This is a genomic window from Devosia geojensis, from assembly GCF_000969415.1.
Classification (GTDB): Bacteria; Pseudomonadota; Alphaproteobacteria; order Rhizobiales; family Devosiaceae; genus Devosia; species Devosia geojensis.
In genome coordinates this window covers 1-18,444 of the sequence record NZ_JZEX01000132.1, presented here as the reverse complement: position 1 = coordinate 18,444, position 18,444 = coordinate 1, and the positions used below count along the sequence as shown (strand labels likewise).

Here is an 18,444-nt window from a genome sequence, read left to right as displayed (position 1 = left end):
CCCCCGACCCCTCCCCTCAAGGGGGAGGGGAGGCAGTGCTCAACCCGTTGATCCGGTTCACGAACCACAAACTTATCCCCGCACCCGCGCACCTGCCCCATACTCTCTCCACCTCCCGCACGACGCGGTGTCGACGAAACGCCGGCGGGAGGGTCCGGGTCAACGGGGGTCGCCCCGCAGGGTCCCGAGCCGGAGCGAGCCGGGCGGCTTACCTCCGCATCTGTTTTGCCGGGAGGCGGCTACGTAGCCATCCGCCCCCGCGCCCGTCACCCCCAGCTACGGGGGGCTGGCTCGTTAGTGGGCCTGGCGGGTCAAGGCAGGTCGGAAGGCCCCTGGCGGTAATCCAACCGGCAAAGACCCACCATCCGGATGCGCGGGGCGGGCGAAAGCCTCCCGTTCTTTATCGATAGGTTCGAGGCTCGAGAGCGCCCCGCGCCGTTAGCCCCGCCAGGGCGGGAGACTTGAGAGGAACCGTGAGGCCACCATGGCCGGGCGGCACTTGCGCACGCCCAGCCCTTGCAACCAATGCCCGGACGGCCGATTTAACCCGCGACAGACAAGGAGCGTCGCATGCACATTCTCTGGGCCATCATCGTCGGGTTCCTGGCCGGGCTCATCGCCCGCTGGATCACGCCGGGCGACCGCAAACCGCAGGGGTTCATCCTCACCACCGTGCTCGGCATCGTCGGGGCGGTGTTCGCCACCTGGCTCGGGCAGGCGATCGGGCTCTATGGGCCGGGTGACGGGGCCGGGTTCATCGGCGCCATCGTCGGGGCGGTCATCATCCTCCTCGCCTGGGGGCAGCTTGCCCGCCGGGTGTGAGGCCGACGAACCGCGGCAAACGAAAAGGGCGCCCATCGGGCGCCCCTTCCATATCCGGTTGCCGTTGCTACTCGAGGACGGTGATGCGCCCGTCGGTGTAGGGGGTGTATTCCCCACCCAGTTCGGCGATGTAGTCGGCGACGACCTGCTCCATCGGCGGGCCGAAGTCATAGGGGTTGTCGCCCTCGGCGAAGGTGCCGTAGCCGTCGCCGCCGCCGCGCATGTAGTTGTTGGTGACGATCTTGTAGGTGGCTTCCTCGTCGATCGGCGCCCACGCGTCGCCCTCACCCTTGACCAGCACGTCGCTGATGCGCTCGCCGGCCGGGTTGGCGAGGGTGTAGCTGTACTTGAGGCCGGCGACCTGCGGGAAGCGGCCGGCGCCGTTCTCGATGTCGGAGACGCCGTTCTCGAGCGCATCGATCACGTCGGCCCCCGAGATCTCGACGGTCGCCAGCGTGTTCGAGAACGGCAGCACCGTGATGACCTCGCCCATGGTGATCTCGCCGGCCTCGATCGAGGCGCGCAGGCCTCCGCCGTTCTGGATGGCGATGGTCGCGCCCTGGTCGGCGACGCGGTCGAGCATGGCGTCGGCGACGAGATTGCCCATCGAGCACTCCTCGACGCGGCAGACCTCGCGCGAGCCCTCGATGGGGGCGGTCGCCGTGCCGATCACCTCGGACATTAGCTCCTGGATCGGCTCCTCGAGCTCGGCGAGCCGCGTCACATAGCCCTCGTCGGGCGTAACCGAGGCGTCGATCAGGATCGGCGCGCCTTCGGCGCTCACCACATTGCCCTCGTCGTCCCAAGTCACCACCAGGTTGCCCAGGTACTTGCCGTAGGAATAGGCGGTCACCACCGGCACTTCGTTGCCGTCGGGACCGTTGACCAGCGTCGGGTAGGGGCCGACGGCGTTCTCGTCGGTGTTGGACAGAAGGCTGTGCGAGTGGCCGCCGACGATCAAATCGATGCCGGGCACGTTAGCGGCGATCTGGAGGTCCACCGTATAGCCGACATGGGTGAGCGCGATGATCTTGTCGACGCCGGCGCCCTGGAGGCCTTCGACCTGCGCGCGCAGGCTGGTGAAGACGTCCTCGAACTCGACGTTCTCGCCGGGCGAGGAGGTCTCGTCGGTGTCTTCGGCGAGCGCCGAAACGAACCCGATCTGCTCGCCGCCGATCTCGAGCACATGGGTGCCGGGAATGCGGCCGGCCAGCAGCGGCTCGTTCTCGACATTGGTGTTGCCCGAGATGATCGGGAACTCGACCGCCTCGAGGAGCTTGGCGAGCTCTTCCGGCCCGTCGTCGAACTCGTGGTTGCCCACCGCCATCAGCTCGATGCCGAGGTCGTTGGCGAACTCGGCGATGATCTCGCTACGGTACTGGGTATAGAACAGCGAGCCCTGGAACTGGTCGCCGGCGTCGAGCAGAACGACGTTCTGACCTTCGAGCTCGGCGCGCTTGGCATCGATCGCGGTCTTGAGGCGGGCAATGCCGCCGAAGCACTCGCCGGCGGCGTCCGTCTCGGCGTCGCAATTGGAGTCGGAGCTCGTGATCGGCCCGAAGCGCGAGTGGAAATCGTTGATGTGGAGGATATTCAACGTGAAATCGGCATAGGCCGCGCCGCTCATCATCGTCAGCGCGGTTGCCCCCAGAAGCAGTCTCTTCATCCCTGTCCCTCGTTCCTTGGTGGACGACGGTCTATTCCATGGCCGCATGACGTCTGGATGACCACCGCCGGATCGCTTCCGCGCCATGGCGGGAAGCCGATTGTGACAGTTTAAGCAGGATTGCGTGACGAGCGAAAGTGGACCTTCTGGTCAAAATTTCGGTGCGGCTCTCGACCCGTCGCCGGCCTATGCAGGGGAGGTCGCCGGCGCTAGCCTGCGCCATGCTTCCGCGTCCGGCCAAATCGCTCCTCAACAGCCTTCACCACCGGGCCGTGTTCCGTCGGCGGGTGGAGGTGCTCGCCGGGCTTCTCGCTGGCACCATCCCTTCGGGTGGCCTGGTGCTCGACCTCGGCAGCGGCGACGGGCGGATCGCCGCGCGCCTGGTGGAGCTGCGGCCGGACCTCGAGGTCGAGGGAGTGGACGTGCTGGTGCGTCCGGTGACCCGCATTCCCGTCCGGCCCTACGACGGAACGACGCTCCCCTTCGCCGACATGAGCTTCGATTACGTCACCATCGTCGACGTCCTGCACCACACCGACGATCCCGCTGCCGTGCTGAGGGAGGCGCGCCGCGTCGCCCGGCGCGGCATCGTCGTCAAGGACCATCTGCGCGAAGGGGTTCTCGCCGGACCCACCTTGCGGCTGATGGACTGGGTCGGGAACCGCGGCCACGACGTGCGCCTGCCGTACAATTACCTCGGCCGCGCCGGCTGGGCGGAGGCTCTGGACAAAGCCGGGCTGGTCGTCGCTGACCGGCGGGAAAGGCTTGGGCTGTATCCCGCACCCCTCGACTGGATTTTCGGCCGGAGCCTTCATTTCCTCGCTCTGCTCGAGCCCGCGAAACCGGCCTCCGGTTGATTTGTGGCAACATGGGCAAACGGGGTTCCAATGGCTGTGGTTTGCGATACTCTCGCGCCCGTTTTGATTTGCGGGTGATTTGCGGAGTGCGGCATGAAAAGCGCATTGATCGTCTATGGCGGCTGGGAGGGTCACGACCCGGAAGAGTGCGCCGCCATCTACCGGCGCTGGCTGCATGAGGACGGGTTCACCGTCCGCACCGCCACCGAAACCGCGGCTTTCGCCGATCCCTCGATTCACGAGCTCTCCCTCATCATCCCGATCTTCACCATGTCGAAGATCGAGAAGGCCGAGGTCGAGAACCTGACCAAGGCCGTCGAGGGCGGGGTCGGTCTTGCCGGCCATCACGGAGGCATGAGCGACGCCTTCCGCGACGCGGTCGACTATCAGTTCATGGTCGGCGGCCAGTGGGTCGCGCATCCGGGCAACATCATCGACTATACCGTCGATGTGGTGAAGCCCGAGGACCCGATCATGCAGGGGATCACCTCGTTCCCCTACCGGTCCGAGCAGTATTACATGCACGTCGATCCCTCCAACGAAGTGCTGGCCACCACCACCTTCTCGGGCGAGCACGCCTGGTGGATCAAGGACGTGGTCATGCCCGTCGTCTGGAAGCGCCGGCACGGCAAGGGCCGGGTGTTCCACATGACGCTCGGCCACCAGGCCAAGGAGTTCGAGAACACCAGCATGGCGACCATCATGCGCCGCGGCATGAACTGGGCCGCCCGCGACGAGGATTAGTCTCGCCATCGCGCGATGACACTTGCGTGAGCCTGAGCCAAAAATCTCTTCCCGTCCGTAGCTGCGTGGCGCAGTTTGCAGATATCGGGAGGCGACGGTGAGCGCAGAGATCGACCGGCAGGATTTCGCCGTCGAGCGGCCCAAGGGTCCGCTCGTCTATCGCCAGTCCGTCTGGACGCGGGTGACGCATTGGGTGTGGGTCGTCTGCCTCTTTTTCCTGCTGTTCTCGGGCCTGCAGATCTTCAACGCTCATCCGGCGCTTTATATCGGGCAGGAATCCGGGTTCGAGTACGACAACGCGATCCTCAGGATGCAGGCGTTCAACACGCCCGAGGGCCTGCGCGGGCGCACGGCCGTTTTCGGGCAGACCTTCGACACCACCGGCGTCTTCGGTCTCAGCGGGCCGGCCGAGCGGCCGAACCTCCAGGGTTTCCCGTCGCAGCTCACCATCCCATCCTATCGCGATCTCGCCACCGGCCGGGTCGTCCACTTCTTCTTTGCCTGGGTGTTCGTCGCCACGCTCTTCGTCTGGTTCCTCGCCAGCTTCGTCAACGGACACCTGAAGCGCGACATCGTGCCGAGGGGAGAGGATTTGCGCGGCGTTCCGGCAGATATCGGCGCCCATGCCCGCCTGCGGTTCCGGCACGGGCGGACCTACAATCCGCTGCAGAAGCTCAGTTACTTCGTCGTCTTTTTCGTGCTCTTCCCGCTGATCATCCTCACGGGCCTCGCCATGTCTCCCGGCATCAACGCCGCCTGGCCGTGGATTATCGACATCTTCGGCGGGCGGCAGACGGCGCGCACCATCCACTTCGTCACCATGGCCCTGCTGGTGCTGTTCTTCGTCGTCCATCTGATCATGGTCATCATGGCCGGGCCCATCAACGAGATGCGCTCGATGATCACCGGCTGGTACCGCACCTCGCCGGGCACCCCGAGCCGAAAAGGAGACAGATGATGGGCGGCAACCGCATCACCCGCCGGCGGTTCCTCGGCGTTTCGGCGGCCGCCGCGTCCTCCCTGACGCTCGCCGGCTGCGGCCAGTTCGATTTCCTGGGCCAGCGCGACAACGAGGTGCGCGGCGTGCTGGAACGCGCCAACGACCTGACCTATCGCGTCCAGCGCGCGCTGCTCGGCGACGACTGGCTGGCACGCGAGTTCTCGGCAAGCGAGATCCGCCAGGGCCAGCGCCCGAACGGCTCGACCGATCCGACGACGCCCGAATACATGTTCCTGCAGCAGCGCAACTTTGCCGACTACCGGCTCGAGGTCGGCGGGCTCGTCGACACGCCGATGTCGTTCTCGCTGGAAGAATTGCGCAACATGCCGCAGCGCACGCAGATCACCCGTCACGATTGCGTCGAAGGCTGGAGCTGCATCGCCAAATGGTCCGGCGTGCCGCTCGCCCATGTGCTCGACCAAGTACGGGTACGCCCGCAGGCGCGTTACGTCGTCTTCCGCTGCTTCGACAACATCGAGCGGGGCCTCACGGGCGACGTGCTCTACTACGAGAGCTGCGACCTTATCGACGCGCGCCACCCGCAGACGATCCTCGCCCATGCCATGAACGACGCGGCGCTCCCGGTCGCCAACGGCGCGCCGCTGCGCGTGCGCATCGAGCGCCAGCTCGGCTACAAGATGGCCAAGTATGTCTCCTCCATCGAGCTCGTCGACAGCTTCGCCGATATCGCCGGCGGCAAGGGCGGCTATTGGGAGGACCGCGGCTACGACTGGTATGCCGGGATCTAGTTGGGTCGGGAAGACCTCGAAGCGCTGTTCACCACAGGGTCATTCCCGCGAAAGCGGGAACCTGCGTTTCATATGGTCGACTTATAAACAGAGATCCCCGCTTTCGCGGGGATGACCCGGAGGAGAGCGTTCGGGAACCGCTCCGGACGGCGGTTGCGTGGCGCGAATGGCTCCTTCCCACGATAATTGCTTGCTTTTCGCCGCCATCTGCCCCACATGGACGTCAGCGTTGCGGCGCGCGCTGGCCTTTGGCCCACGCCCAACGGACTTCTCTTCTCCTCGATATTCATGCGGCGAGCGGCGAAGTGGGCCCGGAGGAAGCACCCGGGCAACAGAGGGATAGTTATCCCCGTCAGCCCCGCTCGAGCGATATTCCCATCGCCGATGCAGATTGCAACTCGCCGCCCCTGAATGCGGGCGGCCCGACGCGCGTTGTGCGCGCTATAAGAAAGATTCGTCTTGAAAACCTTCCACGATCTCGGATTGCCGCAGCCGCTCGTTTCGAGCCTTGAGGCCGCCGGTTTTTCCACTCCGACCAAGATCCAGGTCGAAGCCATTCCGTCGCTGCTCAAAGGCCGCGACATGCTTGGCATCGCCCAGACCGGCTCGGGCAAGACTGCAGCCTTCGGCCTGCCGATCCTTGCCGCCCTCATGGCCCTGCCGGGCCGCCCGCGCCCGATGTCGGCGCGCGCCCTCATTCTTGCGCCGACGCGCGAGCTTGCCGTCCAGATCGACGAAGCGATCCGTTCGTTCGCCGGCTCGGCCAAGCGCGTTTCGACGGTGCTCGTCCTCGGCGGCGTCTCGCGCCACAGCCAGATCCAGAAGATCGCCAAGGGCGTCGATGTGATGATCGCCACCCCCGGCCGCCTCCAGGACCTCGTCGATGACGGCAAGGTGTGGCTCAGCGAAACCCGCTTCCTCGTCCTCGACGAGGCCGACCGCATGCTCGACATGGGCTTCATCGGCCCGGTCAAGGCGCTGGCCAAGGCCATCGGACCCAAGCGCCAGACCATGCTGTTTTCGGCCACCATGGCCCCGAACATCGCCGATCTCGCCAAGGACCTCCTCAACGATCCGCTGCGCGTCGAAGCCGCGCCGCAGGGCTCGACGGTCGTCAAGATCGACCAGCGGGTGATCCTTGCCGGCGCCAAGGCCAAGCGCGGCGTCCTCAACGAGCTCCTCGCCGATCCGGCGCTCGAGAAGGTCATCATCTTCTCGCGCACCAAGCACGGCGCGGACCGCGTCACCAAGAACCTCTCCATCGACGGGCACGAGGCGGCCGCCATCCACGGCAACAAGACGCAGAACGCCCGCCAGGCGGCGCTCAAGGGTTTTGCTTCGGGCCAGAAGCGCATTCTCGTCGCCACCGACATCGCCGCCCGCGGCATCGACGTGCCGGGCATCACCCACGTCATCAACTACGAGCTGCCGGACGACGCCGAGAACTACGTGCACCGCATCGGCCGCACCGGCCGCAACGGCGCCTCGGGCATCGCCATCACGCTCTGCGACGGCACCGAGCGGAGCAAGCTGCGCGATATCGAGCGGCTGATCCGCCGCACGCTCCCGGTTTCGGGCGATCTCAGCCTCGCCAACACCACCGGCATCAAGGCGGGGCCGGCCGGTGAGGAGCGTGGTCCGCGCTCCGCTCCGCGCACGCCGCGCAATCCCAAGACCCAGGCACCGCGCCGGGCCGAGCGGCAGATGGGCTCGTTCGCCGGCCTTGCCGACGAGCTCGGCCGGTCCCAGCCGCATCACCAGCCGTCCGACGCACCGCGCGGCAAGCCAGCGCACGGCAAGCCGGCCGGCGCCAAGGACAAACCGGGCAAGCAGCGCTGGACGCGCTCGCAGAAGAGCGCCGCTAAGGCCCGCCGCGAAGGCGGCCGGCGCGAGCGGGTGGCATAGCAAAAGGGCGGCTCCAGGAGCCGCCCTTTTTTCATTGACCGCCGGGGGACAGTCCAGAGCGTGTCAGGCTTATTGAAATCGCGGCTCCATCGCCTCCCTCCCCTCAAGGGGGAGGGGGGCCTGGCGCCTCCCGTTTCCGTCAAAACACGACAGAGACTAAGCCACCGAATCCAGATAGAGCACGTCCCGTACCGGCGCGGGCTTGCCGTCGGGCCCGTTGGGGGTCAGCCGGGCGAGGTAGCTCTCGGCCCAGCGGTCGACGCTATGCGCCATGGCCGCCTCCATCAGCCGTTCCCAGCGGCGGCGGCGTTCGTCGAGCGGCATGTCGAGGGCGAGGCGCAGGGCCTCGGCCGTCTCGTCGGTATCGAACGGATTGACCAGCAACGCATCCTCGAAGATCTCGGCGGCGCCGGCGAAACGCGAGAGCACCAGCACGCCTGGATCGTCCGGGTCCTGCGAGCCGACATATTCGTGGGCGACGAGGTTCATCCCGTCGCGCAGCGGCGTCACCAGCCCGACATGCGCCAGGCGATAGAGCCCGGCTAGGCTCGGCTGCCCGTAGGCGCGCTTGACGTAGGTCATCGGCTGCCAGTCGGGCTCGGCGAAATGGCCCATCACGCGCCCGACCATGGCGTCGAGCGTGTCGCTTGTCTCCTGGTACTCCTTGATGCTGTCGCGCGAAGGCGGGGCCACCTGCAGGAGGTGCACCTGGCGGCGCAGGTTCGCGTTGTTGGCGAGGAGCTTTTCATAGGCCTCGACGCGTTGCGGCAGGCCCTTGGAATAGTCGAGCCGATCGACGCCGAGGATCAGGGACTGGTCGCCCAGCGCGCGTTCCATGCGGCGAACCATCTTCGTGGCGGCGGGGCTGACGGCGAGCTTGGCGAACGCTTCGGGGTCCGACCCGATGGGGAAGGCCGCCACTTCGGTCCGCGAGAAATCGACGGATTTGAGCGGGCTGCCCGACAGGGTCGAGGGCGATTGGTGGTCGGCGAACTCGGCGAAGGCCGAGACGTCCCTATTCGCCTGGAAACCGATGAGATCGTAACGCGACAGGTCCCGCATCAGCTCGGTGTTGTGCGGAATGGCGTAGAGCGCATCGAGCGTCGGGAAGGGGATGTGGAGGTAGAACCCGATGCGGTTGCGGACCCCGAGGTGCCGCAGTTCCGTCGCGAACGGGATGAGGTGATAGTCGTGCACCCAGATGACGTCGTTCTCTTCGATATGGGGCAGCAGCGCCTGGGCGAACAGCGTATTGACGCGCCGATAGCCTTCGTACCAGTGCCCCTCGATGGTGGCGAGGTCGAGCCGCAAGTGAAAGCTCGGCCAGAGGATCGAGTTGGAAAAGCCTGCGTAGTAGGCGTGGTGGTCGTCCCGCGTCAGGTCGATCTTGCCGACCCTGATGCCTTCGATGTCCTCGAAGGCGGCCTCATTGCTCGGCGCGTCGACCAGCCGCCCGGACCAGCCGAACCAGAAGCCGTCGCGCTCGGCCAGCGTCTTGCGCAACGCCACCGCCAGCCCGCCGGCCGCCGGACCTCTGCCCGGCGTTCGATTGGAAACGACGATAAGTCTGCCCATTGATGTTGCCCCTTTTGGTGGTCCAAGTCTTGGTCGCGTTTCCGAACCGCAAAAGTGGCTGGAAACGTTCCGGTGCCCGAGTCACGCGGGCGGATGCTGTTCTGCGGCCCTGCCGGCGCGGGCGGCGATGTCGCCCAGGCCCTGGATCAGCGCGTGGACCGAAGCGACGTCGGCAATGCGCATGCGAGCAGCGGTCGGGCCGGCGCCGAGCTTGATGCCGACGCCGCCCAGCTCCTGGGCGGCAATGAAGGCGTCCTCGTCGGTCGTGTCGTCGCCGATGAAGACGGGAATGCGGCCGGCGAACGGCTTCTCGCGCATGAAGGCGCGCAACGCCGTTCCCTTGGAAAGGCCCCTCGGACGGGCCTCGATCACCATCTTGCCCTCGACGAGCTCGAAGCGGTCGTCGAACCGGGCGGCCTCGCGCATCGCCACCTTGCAGGCCTGCTCGAATTCGGGCGCCTGCCGGTAGTGGAGGGCGACCGCACCGCGCTTTCTCTCGACGATGAGGCCGAGATTGTCGGCGAGCAGCGGCTCGAGCCTGCGGGCGAGCGCATCGGCCGCCTCGACGATCTCCGGGTCCAGCTCCTCGATGGCCCCGTCCGCACGGCGGCGCTGGCTGCCATGGGCGCCGGCGACCGGCAGGTGCAGGGGCGAGAGATAGTGGTCGATGACGTCGATCTCGCGTCCGGTGATGACGGCGAAAGCGCTATCGAGCTTCTCGACCGCGTCGGCGATGCTTTCGGGCAGGTCCGGTGCGACTTCGACGTCCTCCGGACGTTCGGCGATCTCGACAAGGGTGCCGTCGAAGTCGGTGAAGACGGCAAGATGAGCGGGTGCGGCGCCCGCCGCCCCGGTCTCAACATCGCTCATGGGGTCAACCTCAGTGTCCATTAGTTCCTCAATGCAACGTGTGAGACCGCAAAAGGTTCGGCGGTTTGCCTCCCGCTCGGCGAATGGCACCTATTCGCCCTGCCATCTTCCTGAACGGCAGATGAATGGGGCAATGCTCAAGCGTTCAGCTGCACGGGAGTAAAGTCATGGCCATTGCAATGGGCGGGAGCGCCCGGATCGCACAAGGAGTGCATGCAATGAGCCAGTTCCTGCTTGCCGTCCTCTTCGCCGGCGCGATGAGCTTCCTCGCCCTCGCCGCCTCCTTCGCCGAAGCCCCGCGCAGTCAGATCGTTTCGCTCTCCGAGTAGGCCTTTAGGCGCTACTGCGGTTTTTGCGCCACCGCTTCCACCTCTTCGATGTCACCCCGGCGAAAGCCGGGGCCCATCCTGAGATATCGTCCCAGCCGCAAGGTGTATGAACCGGGCAAGAGAGCACCTCTCGCGCCGCCGACGCGGCGCGGTTGGATTGCCTGGATACGCCGGGCAATGACGACCGAGGAAAGCAGGGGGTGGCTTGGCTCGGGACGACAGATCAGCCCTAAGCCAGCGGTATCCCGCGCCTGCCCTTGCCCTTCTGATACACGGCCGAAAGGTCCGCATAGAGCGCAGCGACGTCGTCGAGGCGGGACAGCAGCGCCTCGCGGTTGCCGCGGTCGAGGCTGGCGATCATGCGCGTGATGTCGTGGCTCTGCCAGAAGCGGTTGGTGCGATTGTAGAGCGGCCGGTCGGGCGGGGCCTCGTTCTTGCCGGGGTCCGGCACCGCGTAGACCTCCCTTAGGATCTGGATGTCGTAGGGAATGGCGAAGCTGTCGCGGCTCTCTTCATGGCTGAAGAGGAAATAGAAGTTGTCGAACCCGGCCCAGGTGATGCCCGACAGGCAGAGCGAGCAGGGCTCGTGGGTGGCGAGGAACAGGCACTCCTTCGGGCTCGGCCGCTCCCCGGCCGGCAGTTCGTAGAAGCGCTTGATGGCATGCATCTCGCCGTGCCAGAGCGGGTTCTCCACCTCGTTGTTGGTTTCGGCCACGACGAGCGACAGGTCGTCCTTCCGCAGGATCGCCGCCCCGAAGATCTTGTTGCCCGCGGCAACGCCCGCCTGCGTGCGGGCGGCGATGTCGGTCTCGATCACGTCGAAGAGGCGCGAGATCAGGGCAGGAGTGTCATGCAGGTCGATCATGGCGCCATGGTCGGCGATCCGGTGATGCCGCGCAAGGGGCGTCAGTCGGCGAGCACGACGTTGTACGGCAAGGGAAAATGGAATTCCTCGAGATTGTCGCCCTCGCCGCCGCGATCGACGATGAGGAAGTCGCTCTCGGCCTCGAGCGGGGTCAGCACCCCATGCCAGGTGTTCATGGCGATGTTGACGCCCTGGCCCGGGCTGGCGAGGAACGCGCGCGGTGTGCCGGGGGTGCCCGCCTCGTCGGCGGCGACGATGACGAGGAAGGGGCGCTCCGAAAGCGGGAAGAATGCCTGGCTGCCGAGCGGGTGGCGCTCGACCATCCGCAATTCCAGCGGCAGCTCATAGGGTTGTCCGCGGAAGATCGAGATCAGCGGCCGTGCGTGCACCCCGCCGAGTTCCACCCGCGCCAGGTCGTGGAAGCGCTGCGTCTTGCCGGCGTTGATCGGATAGCTGTGCGCGCCCTCCGTCTCGATCACCTGCCCGAAGGGGGCGAAGGCCTCGCGGGTCAGCGGCTCGATGGCGATGGTGCGTGTGGTGTCCATGTCTCTAAAACGGCAGCTTGGCGTGACGGTTCACGTCCTTGTAGAGAAGATACCGGAAGCGCTCGGGTCCAGCGTAGCAGGCTTGCGGGCAGAAGGCGCGCAGCCACATGAAGTCGCCGGCCTCGACCTCCACCCAGTCGCGGTTGAGCCTGTAGACGGCCTTGCCCTCCAGCACATAGAGCCCGTGCTCCATGACGTGCGTTTCCTCGAAGGGGATGACGGCGCCGGGCTCGAGGGTCACGATGTTGACGTGCATGTCGTGCCGCACGTCGTCCGGATCGACGAAGCGGGTGGTGCCCCAGGTGTCTCCGGTATCGGGCATCCACCGGATCGGCTCGTTCCGCTCGTTGGCGACGAAGGCCGGTGGAACCTCGATGCCCTCGACCGCCTCGTAGCGCTTGCGCACCCAGTGGAAGCGCGCGGGGCCAGTTGAAGAGTTGGTCAGCGTCCACTGGGTGCCGGGCGGCAGGAAGGCATAGCCGCCGGCCTCTAGCCTGTGCCGGTCGCTGCCGATGGTGAGCTCGATCGCCCCCTCCACCACGAAGAGCACGCCCTCGGCCTGTGGATTCTCCTCCGGCCGCTCGCTGCCGCCGCCGGGCAGGACCTCGACCACGTATTGGGAGAAGGTTTCGGCAAACCCCGAGAGGGGCCGCGCGATGACCCAGAGGCGCGTCTGCCGCCAATGCGGCAGGTAGGACGTCACGATGTCGCGCATCACGCCGCGCGGGATCAGCGCATAGGCCTCGGTGAAGACGGCTCGGCCGGTGTGAAGGGCCATCTGCGAAGGGAGGCCGGTGGCCGGCGAAGCGTAAGATGGAGCCATGGACGATTTGTGCCCGGAGAGGAATCTCTCCCGACACTAGTGCCATGCGAGCCCCGAGGCCAAGGCCTCTTTCATCTTCGATCCCCTGGGGCAGGGTGAGGGGGCCTTCATCTGCCGCCGCTGCTATGCGGTTGCGCGCAAATCCGCGGTGATGGTGCCGGCCGCCTGCGCCTCGGCTTCGTGGCCGGGCTCGCGCCAGGTTTCGGCGATGCCGGCCTCGTACCACTCGACCATTGCCGGCAATGCCCGCAGGCGTTCGCCATAGGCGGCAGCGGCTGGGCTCAGCTGCAGGCCATAGGTCTGCACGCGGAATGCGACGGGCGCGAAGAACGCGTCGGCGGCCGTAAAACTGTCGCCGGCAAGGAACGGGCCGCCGAAGCGGGCGAGTCCTTCGCTCCAGATCTCGTCGATGCGGGCGATGTCGCTCGCAAGGGCAGGGGGCACGTCCTTCAGTTCGACACGCAGGCCGCAGTTCATCGTGCAGATGTTGCGCAGGCTCGAAAAGCCGCCATGCATCTCGGCGCTGACCGAGCGCGCGAATGCCCGCGCCTGCCTGTCGGCCGGCCACACCTGCGGATGGCTTTCGGCCAGGTACTCGACGATCGCCAACGACTCCCAGACCGTCGTGCCGCCATCGATGAGGCACGGCACCTTGCCGGTCGGCGAGAAGGCGCGGAACGCCTCGTAATTGGTATCAGGCGCGAAGGGGTGGAGCTTTTCCTCGAAGGGGATGCCCAGCGTCTTCATCAGCACCCACGGCCGCAGCGACCAGGACGAGTAGTTCTTGTTGGCGATGTGAAGCGTGAGCATGGCGAGGTCCCCGGCTGCGATGTGCTCTGTTAGCGCGCTACGACCTCCCGCTGCAAGCGAGGACAGACTTATCCCCGCACCGTAAATCCGGGTCACAATGAAGTCGTCCGACGCTGTCGAAAGGAGGGCTGGCGGGCGGAGTCCTGTGCCAGGCGGGTTTCTTTCCTAGCCCTCCAGTTCCGATTTGAACCGGGAGAGCTTTTCGACCGCATAGGCCGCGTAGGGGCCGATCCAGCGCTCGTGGATATCGTGGATCGGCAGCGGGTTGAGGTGGTTCCAGCGCTCGCGCCCGCGCCGCTCGACGAGAATGAGGTCGGCTTCCTCCAGGACCTTCAGGTGCTGCATCACGGTACAGCGGTCAACTTCCGAGAATCGCTCGGCCAGCGCTCCGGTCGTCTGCGGATCATCCTTCAGCGCATCAAGCATCCTCCGACGCAGCCCGTTGGCCAAAGCCTTGAAAATGATGTCGTTTTCGTCATCGCTTGACATGTTATATTTTTATAACATATTTTGAAGGCAGTCAAGCACAAGGAGAGGACAAATGGCCTACGAATTCACGGTTTCCGGCCGGATCGCCAAGCCCGTCGGCGAGGTCTTCGAAGCCGTCGCCGACCCCGGGCAGCTCTCGGGCTATTTCACCACCGGTGGCGCCAAGGGGCGCCTCGAGACCGGCTCGACGGTGACGTGGGACTTCCATGATTTCCCCGGCGCCTTCCCGGTCGAGGTGGTGGAGGTCAAGCCCAACGAGCGCATCGTCCTGCGCTGGGACGCGGCCGAGGGCGGCACGCCCGAAAAGCCGGTCGAAGCCGGCTACAAGACCACGGTGGCGATGACCTTCGCCCCGCTCGAGGACGGGCGCACGCTGGTGACGATCACAGAAGGTGGCTGGCGCGAGAACCCCGGCGCGCTCCGGGCCTCCTACGGCAATTGCGAGGGCTGGACCGGCATGCTCTGCGCCATGAAGGTCTACCTCGAGCACGGCATCAACCTGCGCGAAGGGTTTTACAAGTGATCCGGCAGGAGGTGAGCTACGGTTAGCAATCGATTAGCGTAACCGCCCGTTAGCGTTACCGGAATGTCAACTTTTCCGAGCGTATCCTAACCGGATGGAAGCACTGACTTCACATCACGGCGCCAACGCCCACGGCTGGGTTCAGCACAACCTGCCGTGGCTTGCGATCCTGGCCCTGCTGTTCTCGCTCTTCGAGACGTCGATCGCCGGCTTGGACACCGGCGAGACAGCTTCGGACGAGGACGGCTAGGGCAGGATCGCCTCCAGGCGCAATCGCGCGATCCGCTCGACCTGGGCGCAGGCCGTGGCGAACTCCTCCTCGCGCGAATTGTCGAGCCGCTGCCGGAACGCGGCGAGGATCGAGGCCTTGGTGTTGTCCTTGACCGCGATGATGAGCGGGAAGCCGAATTTTTCCGTATAGGCCGCGTTGAGGCGGGTGAACGTCTCGCGCTCCTCGTCGGTCAGCGCGTCGAGCCCGGCCGAGGCCTGTTCCTCCGTCGAGGCGGCGGTAAGGCGGCGCGCGGCGGCGAGCTTGCCGGCGAGGTCCGGATGGGCTTTGAGCACGCCGAGGCGTTCGTCCTCGCTTGCAGCGCGGAACTGGATCTTCAGCGCAAAATGCAACCCGACGGCGGTATCGTTGGCGGGGCCCAGTTCGCCGTCGAAGGCGCGCTCGGCGATCCACGGCGAATGCTCGAAGATCGAGCCGAAGCGCGCAACGAACACCTCGCGCTCCATCTGCGATGGCGTGAGCTCGGGCACTTCATAGGGATGATGCTCGGCCCAGTGGCGGGCGATCTCGAGCCGCGTCGGCGTCCAGACCCGCTCGAATCCCTTGATGTAGTCGACGAACTTCTTGAGGCCTTGGAAGCGGCCGGGCTGGCCGACCAGCCGGCAGTGGAGGCCGATCGACATCATCTTGGGCGCACCGGCCTCGCCCTCCGCATAGAGGCAGTCGAAGCTGTCTTTCAGGAACTGGAAGTATTCCTCGCCATTGTCGAATCCCGAGGCGGTGACGAAGCGCATGTCGTTGGCCGAGAGCGTATAGGGGATGACGAGCTGCGGGCGGCCCCGGTGCACCCGCCAATAGGGCAGGTCGTCGTCATAGGTGTCCGAAACATAGGCGAAGCCGCCTTCTTCGCAGACGAGGTCGACGGTATTGATCGAGGAGCGCCCCGTATACCAGCCGAGCGGCCGGCTGCCGGTCACGAGCGTATGGAGGCGGATCGCCTCGCGGATCTGCTCGCGTTCGACGTCGGCCGGCATGTCCCGGTGCTCGACCCATTTGAGGCCATGGCTGGCGATCTCCCAGCCGGCCGCCTGCATGGCTTCGACTTGCGCCGGCGCGCGCATCAGGGCAGTGGCGACGCCGTAGATGGTCACCGGAATATCATTCTCAACGAACAGCTTGTGCAGCCGCCAGAAGCCGGCGCGGGCGCCGTATTCGTACATCGACTCGATGTTCCAGTGGCGCTGGCCAGCCCATGGGATGGCGCCGACGACGTCGGCAAGGAACGCTTCCGACTGCTCGTCGCCATGGAGAATGTTGTTCTCGCCGCCTTCCTCGTAGTTGAGCACGAACTGCACCGCTACATAGGCGCCGCCGGGCCAATGGGCATGAGGCGGGTTGGGGCCGTAGCCGTGCATGTCGCGGGGGTAGCGCATAGGTCAACTCGTTCAAAGGTTTGGGAGAAGTCTATTCGCATGCCCGGCGCGCGCAAGACCGCTGAAAGTGGACCAGTTGGTAAAAAATCGTCGTTGCCCCTCTTGGAACGGGGCGCAATTGCGCTAGTGTCGGGGTTCGGGGCAATTTTGAGGTAGCAGCTCATGGCGGGTTCCGGTCGCCTGACCACGCATGTTCTGGACACCGCGCACGGCACGCCGGCGCGCGGCATGCGGATCGATCTTTTCTTCGTCCACGGCGACCACACCCATCATCTGGTGGAGAGCCACACCAATACCGACGGCCGGCTCGACCAGCCGCTGCTGGTGGGCGACCAGTTCCAGCGGGGCGAGTTCGAATTGCACTTCCATGTCGGCCAATACTTCTCGCGGCTGGGGCTGGAGCTCGAAACGCCGTTCCTCGACGTGGTGCCCATCCGCTTCACCATCAGTGAGGACGCCCACTATCATGTGCCGCTGCTGGTCAGCCCCTTCGGCTACTCGACCTATCGGGGGAGCTGACGGATGATGGCTTTGGTCGACAACTGTCCCCTCACCCTAACCCTCTCCCCGGAGGGGCGAGGGGACCGGCACCGTGCGTGGGCCGGCACCGTGCTCACCTCGCCCCTCTGGGGAGAGGTCGGCGCGCAGCGCCGGGTGAGGGGTGCGGCGGTCCGGGAGGGCGCCGATGCCTGAGATCCGCAACCACATCCGCTTCATCCTCAACGACGAGGACGTGACGCTCGCCGACGTGCCGCCCGAGCGCACGCTCCTCGATTTCCTGCGCCTCGACAAGCGCCTCGTCGGCTCGAAAGAAGGCTGTGCGGAAGGGGACTGCGGGGCCTGCACCGTGCTCGTCGGGCGCGTCTCGGGCGATGAGGTCGTCTATGACTCCGTCACCGCCTGCATCCGGTTCGTCGCCAGCCTCGATGGCTGTCACGTGGTCACCGTCGAGCACCTGACCAAAGGCGGTGGGCTCAACCCGGTGCAGCAGGCCCTGGTCGAGCACCACGGCAGCCAGTGCGGCTTCTGCACGCCGGGGTTCGTCATGAGCCTATATGGCCTGTGGATGCGCGACCCCAATCCGAGCCGCAAGGCGGTGGAGAAGGCGCTGCAGGGGAACCTGTGCCGCTGCACCGGCTATGCCCCGATCCTGCGCGCGGCCGAGGCCATGTCGTCCTACGGACTGCCGGAAGCCGATCCGCTGCGCGCCGAGCGCTTGGCGATCAAGGCGCGGCTGCTGACGTTGAAGGACGGCAAGCGCGTGGAGATGGGGGAGGGCGCGGGCAAGGTGCTGATCCCGGCCAATCTCGACGATTTCGCCGCCCTCTACGAGGAGTATCCTGAGGCGCGGATCGTTGCCGGGTCGACCGATGTCGGCCTCTGGGTCACCAAGTTCATGCGCGATATCGGCCCGGCGATCTTCATCGGCGGGCTCGAGGAGCTGAAGCGAATTGGCGAGAACGACGGGAGCCTGCGTATCTATGCCGGCGTCACGTATTCAGAGGCTCTGCCGACGCTCATCGAGCATTTCCCGCAGCTCACCGAGCTCATGGACCGGTTCGCCGGCGAGCAGGTGCGCAACATGGGCACCATCGGCGGCAACATCGCCAACGGCTCGCCCATCGGCGATACGCCCCCGCCCTTCATCGCCCTCGGCGCCCACCTGACATTGCGCAAGGGCGCGTATCGGCGCGAGATCAGGCTCGAGGACTACTTCCTCGATTACGGCAAGCAGGACCGTGAGCCCGGCGAGTTCGTGGAGTACGTCACCATCCCCGACCTGCCGGCAGGCGAGATCTTCGCCGTCTACAAGATATCCAAGCGCCGCGAGGAGGACATCTCGGCGCTCTGCGGGGCTTTCCGCGTCTTCGTCAACGATGCCGGTGTCGTCGGCATGGCCCGTATCGCCTTCGGCGGCATGGCCGCGATCCCCAAGCGGGCGAAAGCTGTCGAAGCGGCGCTCGTCGGCAAGCCGTGGACGACGGAGACCATCGATGCCGCCCTGGCGGTGTTTGCAGAGGATTTCACCCCCATCACCGACATGCGCGCCTCGGCCGAATACCGGTTGCTCGCCGCGCAGAACCTGCTCCGGCGCTTCTTCCTCGAAACGCAGGGCGAGGCGGTGCGGCTGAAGCGGGAGGTGGCGTGATGGGAGCCGTGGCTTCGGCGTGGCTCCCCTCCCCCTTGAGGGGGGGGGGAGGGGGGGGGCG

19 protein-coding genes are annotated in these 18,444 nt (G+C 66.1%); 10 read left to right on the top strand and 9 right to left on the bottom strand.

All coding sequences use genetic code 11. The features are described from left to right. The first annotated feature begins 570 nt into the window (after positions 1-570). Positions 571-822, top strand: coding sequence for a GlsB/YeaQ/YmgE family stress response membrane protein (locus VE25_RS16090; RefSeq protein ID WP_046109674.1), 252 nt, complete (start codon positions 571-573; stop codon positions 820-822). Between the two features lie 67 nt (positions 823-889). Here VE25_RS16090 and VE25_RS16085 read toward each other — a convergent pair whose 3' ends face one another. Then, complete coding sequence (locus VE25_RS16085; protein ID WP_046109673.1) at positions 890-2,488, bottom strand: bifunctional metallophosphatase/5'-nucleotidase; 1,599 nt, start codon at positions 2,486-2,488, stop codon at positions 890-892. 221 nt (positions 2,489-2,709) lie between these two features. Here VE25_RS16085 and VE25_RS16080 point away from each other — a divergent pair, with 221 nt between their 5' ends. The 5 genes from VE25_RS16080 to VE25_RS16060 all read left to right on the top strand — a co-directional run bounded on the left by VE25_RS16080 (position 2,710) and on the right by VE25_RS16060 (position 7,743). Continuing rightward, a complete protein-coding gene (locus tag VE25_RS16080) occupies positions 2,710-3,345 on the top strand; it encodes a class I SAM-dependent methyltransferase (RefSeq protein ID WP_046109672.1) in 636 nt (211 codons plus the stop codon). Between the two features lie 93 nt (positions 3,346-3,438). After that, positions 3,439-4,089, top strand: coding sequence for a ThuA domain-containing protein (locus VE25_RS16075; protein WP_046109671.1), 651 nt, complete (start codon positions 3,439-3,441; stop codon positions 4,087-4,089). A gap of 97 nt (positions 4,090-4,186) precedes the next feature. Then, positions 4,187-5,047, top strand: a complete 861-nt coding sequence (locus VE25_RS16070) for a cytochrome b/b6 domain-containing protein (protein WP_046109670.1) — start codon at positions 4,187-4,189, stop codon at positions 5,045-5,047. Continuing rightward, positions 5,047-5,838 (top strand): molybdopterin-binding protein, encoded by a 792-nt coding sequence (locus tag VE25_RS16065; RefSeq protein ID WP_046109669.1) that lies wholly within the window; start codon positions 5,047-5,049, stop codon positions 5,836-5,838. Before VE25_RS16070 ends, VE25_RS16065 begins: the two co-directional genes overlap by 1 nt. A 459-nt stretch (positions 5,839-6,297) precedes the next feature. Further along, positions 6,298-7,743, top strand: a complete 1,446-nt coding sequence (locus VE25_RS16060) for a DEAD/DEAH box helicase (protein ID WP_046109668.1) — start codon at positions 6,298-6,300, stop codon at positions 7,741-7,743. A gap of 156 nt (positions 7,744-7,899) precedes the next feature. On the opposite strand, the gene VE25_RS16055 is transcribed toward VE25_RS16060, so the two are convergent. The 7 genes from VE25_RS16055 to VE25_RS16025 all read right to left on the bottom strand — a co-directional run bounded on the left by VE25_RS16055 (position 7,900) and on the right by VE25_RS16025 (position 14,049). Next, positions 7,900-9,318, bottom strand: a complete 1,419-nt coding sequence (locus tag VE25_RS16055; protein WP_046109667.1) for an alpha,alpha-trehalose-phosphate synthase (UDP-forming) — start codon at positions 9,316-9,318, stop codon at positions 7,900-7,902. 81 nt (positions 9,319-9,399) lie between these two features. Next, positions 9,400-10,188 carry a trehalose-phosphatase gene (gene otsB / locus VE25_RS16050; RefSeq protein WP_046109666.1) on the bottom strand — a complete coding sequence of 263 codons (789 nt, stop codon included), beginning with the start codon at positions 10,186-10,188 and terminating at the stop codon, positions 9,400-9,402. 558 nt (positions 10,189-10,746) lie between these two features. Next, a complete protein-coding gene (locus VE25_RS16045; protein ID WP_046109665.1) occupies positions 10,747-11,382 on the bottom strand; it encodes a nucleoside deaminase in 636 nt (211 codons plus the stop codon). A gap of 41 nt (positions 11,383-11,423) precedes the next feature. Then, a complete protein-coding gene (locus VE25_RS16040; RefSeq protein WP_046109664.1) occupies positions 11,424-11,927 on the bottom strand; it encodes an ureidoglycolate lyase in 504 nt (167 codons plus the stop codon). Between the two features lie 4 nt (positions 11,928-11,931). Then, complete coding sequence (locus VE25_RS16035; protein WP_046109663.1) at positions 11,932-12,750, bottom strand: bifunctional allantoicase/(S)-ureidoglycine aminohydrolase; 819 nt, start codon at positions 12,748-12,750, stop codon at positions 11,932-11,934. Positions 12,751-12,873: 123 nt separating this feature from the next. Then, entirely contained in the window at positions 12,874-13,560 is a 687-nt protein-coding gene (locus VE25_RS16030; protein ID WP_046109662.1) for a glutathione S-transferase family protein, read from the bottom strand. A 165-nt stretch (positions 13,561-13,725) separates the two neighbouring features. Continuing rightward, on the bottom strand, positions 13,726-14,049 hold the full coding sequence (locus tag VE25_RS16025) for an ArsR/SmtB family transcription factor (RefSeq protein WP_046109661.1): 324 nt from the start codon (positions 14,047-14,049) through the stop codon (positions 13,726-13,728). 52 nt (positions 14,050-14,101) lie between these two features. Between VE25_RS16025 and VE25_RS16020 the strand changes: the two genes are divergently transcribed. Both VE25_RS16020 and VE25_RS23020 read left to right on the top strand, forming a co-directional pair. Further along, a complete protein-coding gene (locus tag VE25_RS16020) occupies positions 14,102-14,572 on the top strand; it encodes an SRPBCC family protein (protein WP_046109660.1) in 471 nt (156 codons plus the stop codon). 94 nt (positions 14,573-14,666) lie between these two features. Beyond that, the gene (locus VE25_RS23020; RefSeq protein WP_160299995.1) at positions 14,667-14,822 is read left to right on the top strand and encodes a hypothetical protein; all 156 of its coding nucleotides are present in this window, start codon (positions 14,667-14,669) and stop codon (positions 14,820-14,822) included. On the opposite strand, the gene puuE is transcribed toward VE25_RS23020, so the two are convergent. Continuing rightward, positions 14,819-16,234, bottom strand: a complete 1,416-nt coding sequence (gene puuE / locus VE25_RS16015) for an allantoinase PuuE (RefSeq protein ID WP_046109659.1) — start codon at positions 16,232-16,234, stop codon at positions 14,819-14,821. The genes VE25_RS23020 and puuE overlap by 4 nt on opposite strands. A gap of 162 nt (positions 16,235-16,396) precedes the next feature. Here puuE and uraH point away from each other — a divergent pair, with 162 nt between their 5' ends. Both uraH and xdhA read left to right on the top strand, forming a co-directional pair. Then, positions 16,397-16,753: a hydroxyisourate hydrolase gene (gene uraH / locus VE25_RS16010; RefSeq protein ID WP_046109658.1), complete on the top strand. Its 357-nt coding sequence runs from the start codon at positions 16,397-16,399 to the stop codon at positions 16,751-16,753. A 166-nt stretch (positions 16,754-16,919) separates the two neighbouring features. Continuing rightward, positions 16,920-18,383 (top strand): xanthine dehydrogenase small subunit, encoded by a 1,464-nt coding sequence (gene xdhA, locus VE25_RS16005; RefSeq protein ID WP_046109657.1) that lies wholly within the window; start codon positions 16,920-16,922, stop codon positions 18,381-18,383. Positions 18,384-18,444: the final 61 nt, after the last annotated feature.

Excerpts from the sequence above, each read along its gene's own strand:
- VE25_RS16055 (WP_046109667.1), bottom strand. The coding sequence starts at position 9,318 with ATGGGCAGACTTATCGTCGTTTCCAATCGAACGCCGGGCAGAGGTCCG.
- VE25_RS16090 (WP_046109674.1), top strand. The coding sequence starts at position 571 with ATGCACATTCTCTGGGCCATCATCGTCGGGTTCCTGGCCGGGCTCATC.
- VE25_RS16030 (WP_046109662.1), bottom strand. The coding sequence starts at position 13,560 with ATGCTCACGCTTCACATCGCCAACAAGAACTACTCGTCCTGGTCGCTG.
- VE25_RS16085 (WP_046109673.1), bottom strand. The coding sequence starts at position 2,488 with ATGAAGAGACTGCTTCTGGGGGCAACCGCGCTGACGATGATGAGCGGC.
- VE25_RS16035 (WP_046109663.1), bottom strand. The coding sequence starts at position 12,750 with ATGGCTCCATCTTACGCTTCGCCGGCCACCGGCCTCCCTTCGCAGATG.
- VE25_RS16045 (WP_046109665.1), bottom strand. The coding sequence starts at position 11,382 with ATGATCGACCTGCATGACACTCCTGCCCTGATCTCGCGCCTCTTCGAC.
- VE25_RS16065 (WP_046109669.1), top strand. The coding sequence starts at position 5,047 with ATGGGCGGCAACCGCATCACCCGCCGGCGGTTCCTCGGCGTTTCGGCG.
- VE25_RS23020 (WP_160299995.1), top strand. The coding sequence starts at position 14,667 with ATGGAAGCACTGACTTCACATCACGGCGCCAACGCCCACGGCTGGGTT.
- otsB (WP_046109666.1), bottom strand. The coding sequence starts at position 10,188 with ATGAGCGATGTTGAGACCGGGGCGGCGGGCGCCGCACCCGCTCATCTT.
- VE25_RS16020 (WP_046109660.1), top strand. The coding sequence starts at position 14,102 with ATGGCCTACGAATTCACGGTTTCCGGCCGGATCGCCAAGCCCGTCGGC.
- VE25_RS16080 (WP_046109672.1), top strand. The coding sequence starts at position 2,710 with ATGCTTCCGCGTCCGGCCAAATCGCTCCTCAACAGCCTTCACCACCGG.
- VE25_RS16040 (WP_046109664.1), bottom strand. The coding sequence starts at position 11,927 with ATGGACACCACACGCACCATCGCCATCGAGCCGCTGACCCGCGAGGCC.
- VE25_RS16075 (WP_046109671.1), top strand. The coding sequence starts at position 3,439 with ATGAAAAGCGCATTGATCGTCTATGGCGGCTGGGAGGGTCACGACCCG.
- uraH (WP_046109658.1), top strand. The coding sequence starts at position 16,397 with ATGGCGGGTTCCGGTCGCCTGACCACGCATGTTCTGGACACCGCGCAC.
- puuE (WP_046109659.1), bottom strand. The coding sequence starts at position 16,234 with ATGCGCTACCCCCGCGACATGCACGGCTACGGCCCCAACCCGCCTCAT.
- xdhA (WP_046109657.1), top strand. The coding sequence starts at position 16,920 with ATGCCTGAGATCCGCAACCACATCCGCTTCATCCTCAACGACGAGGAC.
- VE25_RS16025 (WP_046109661.1), bottom strand. The coding sequence starts at position 14,049 with ATGTCAAGCGATGACGAAAACGACATCATTTTCAAGGCTTTGGCCAAC.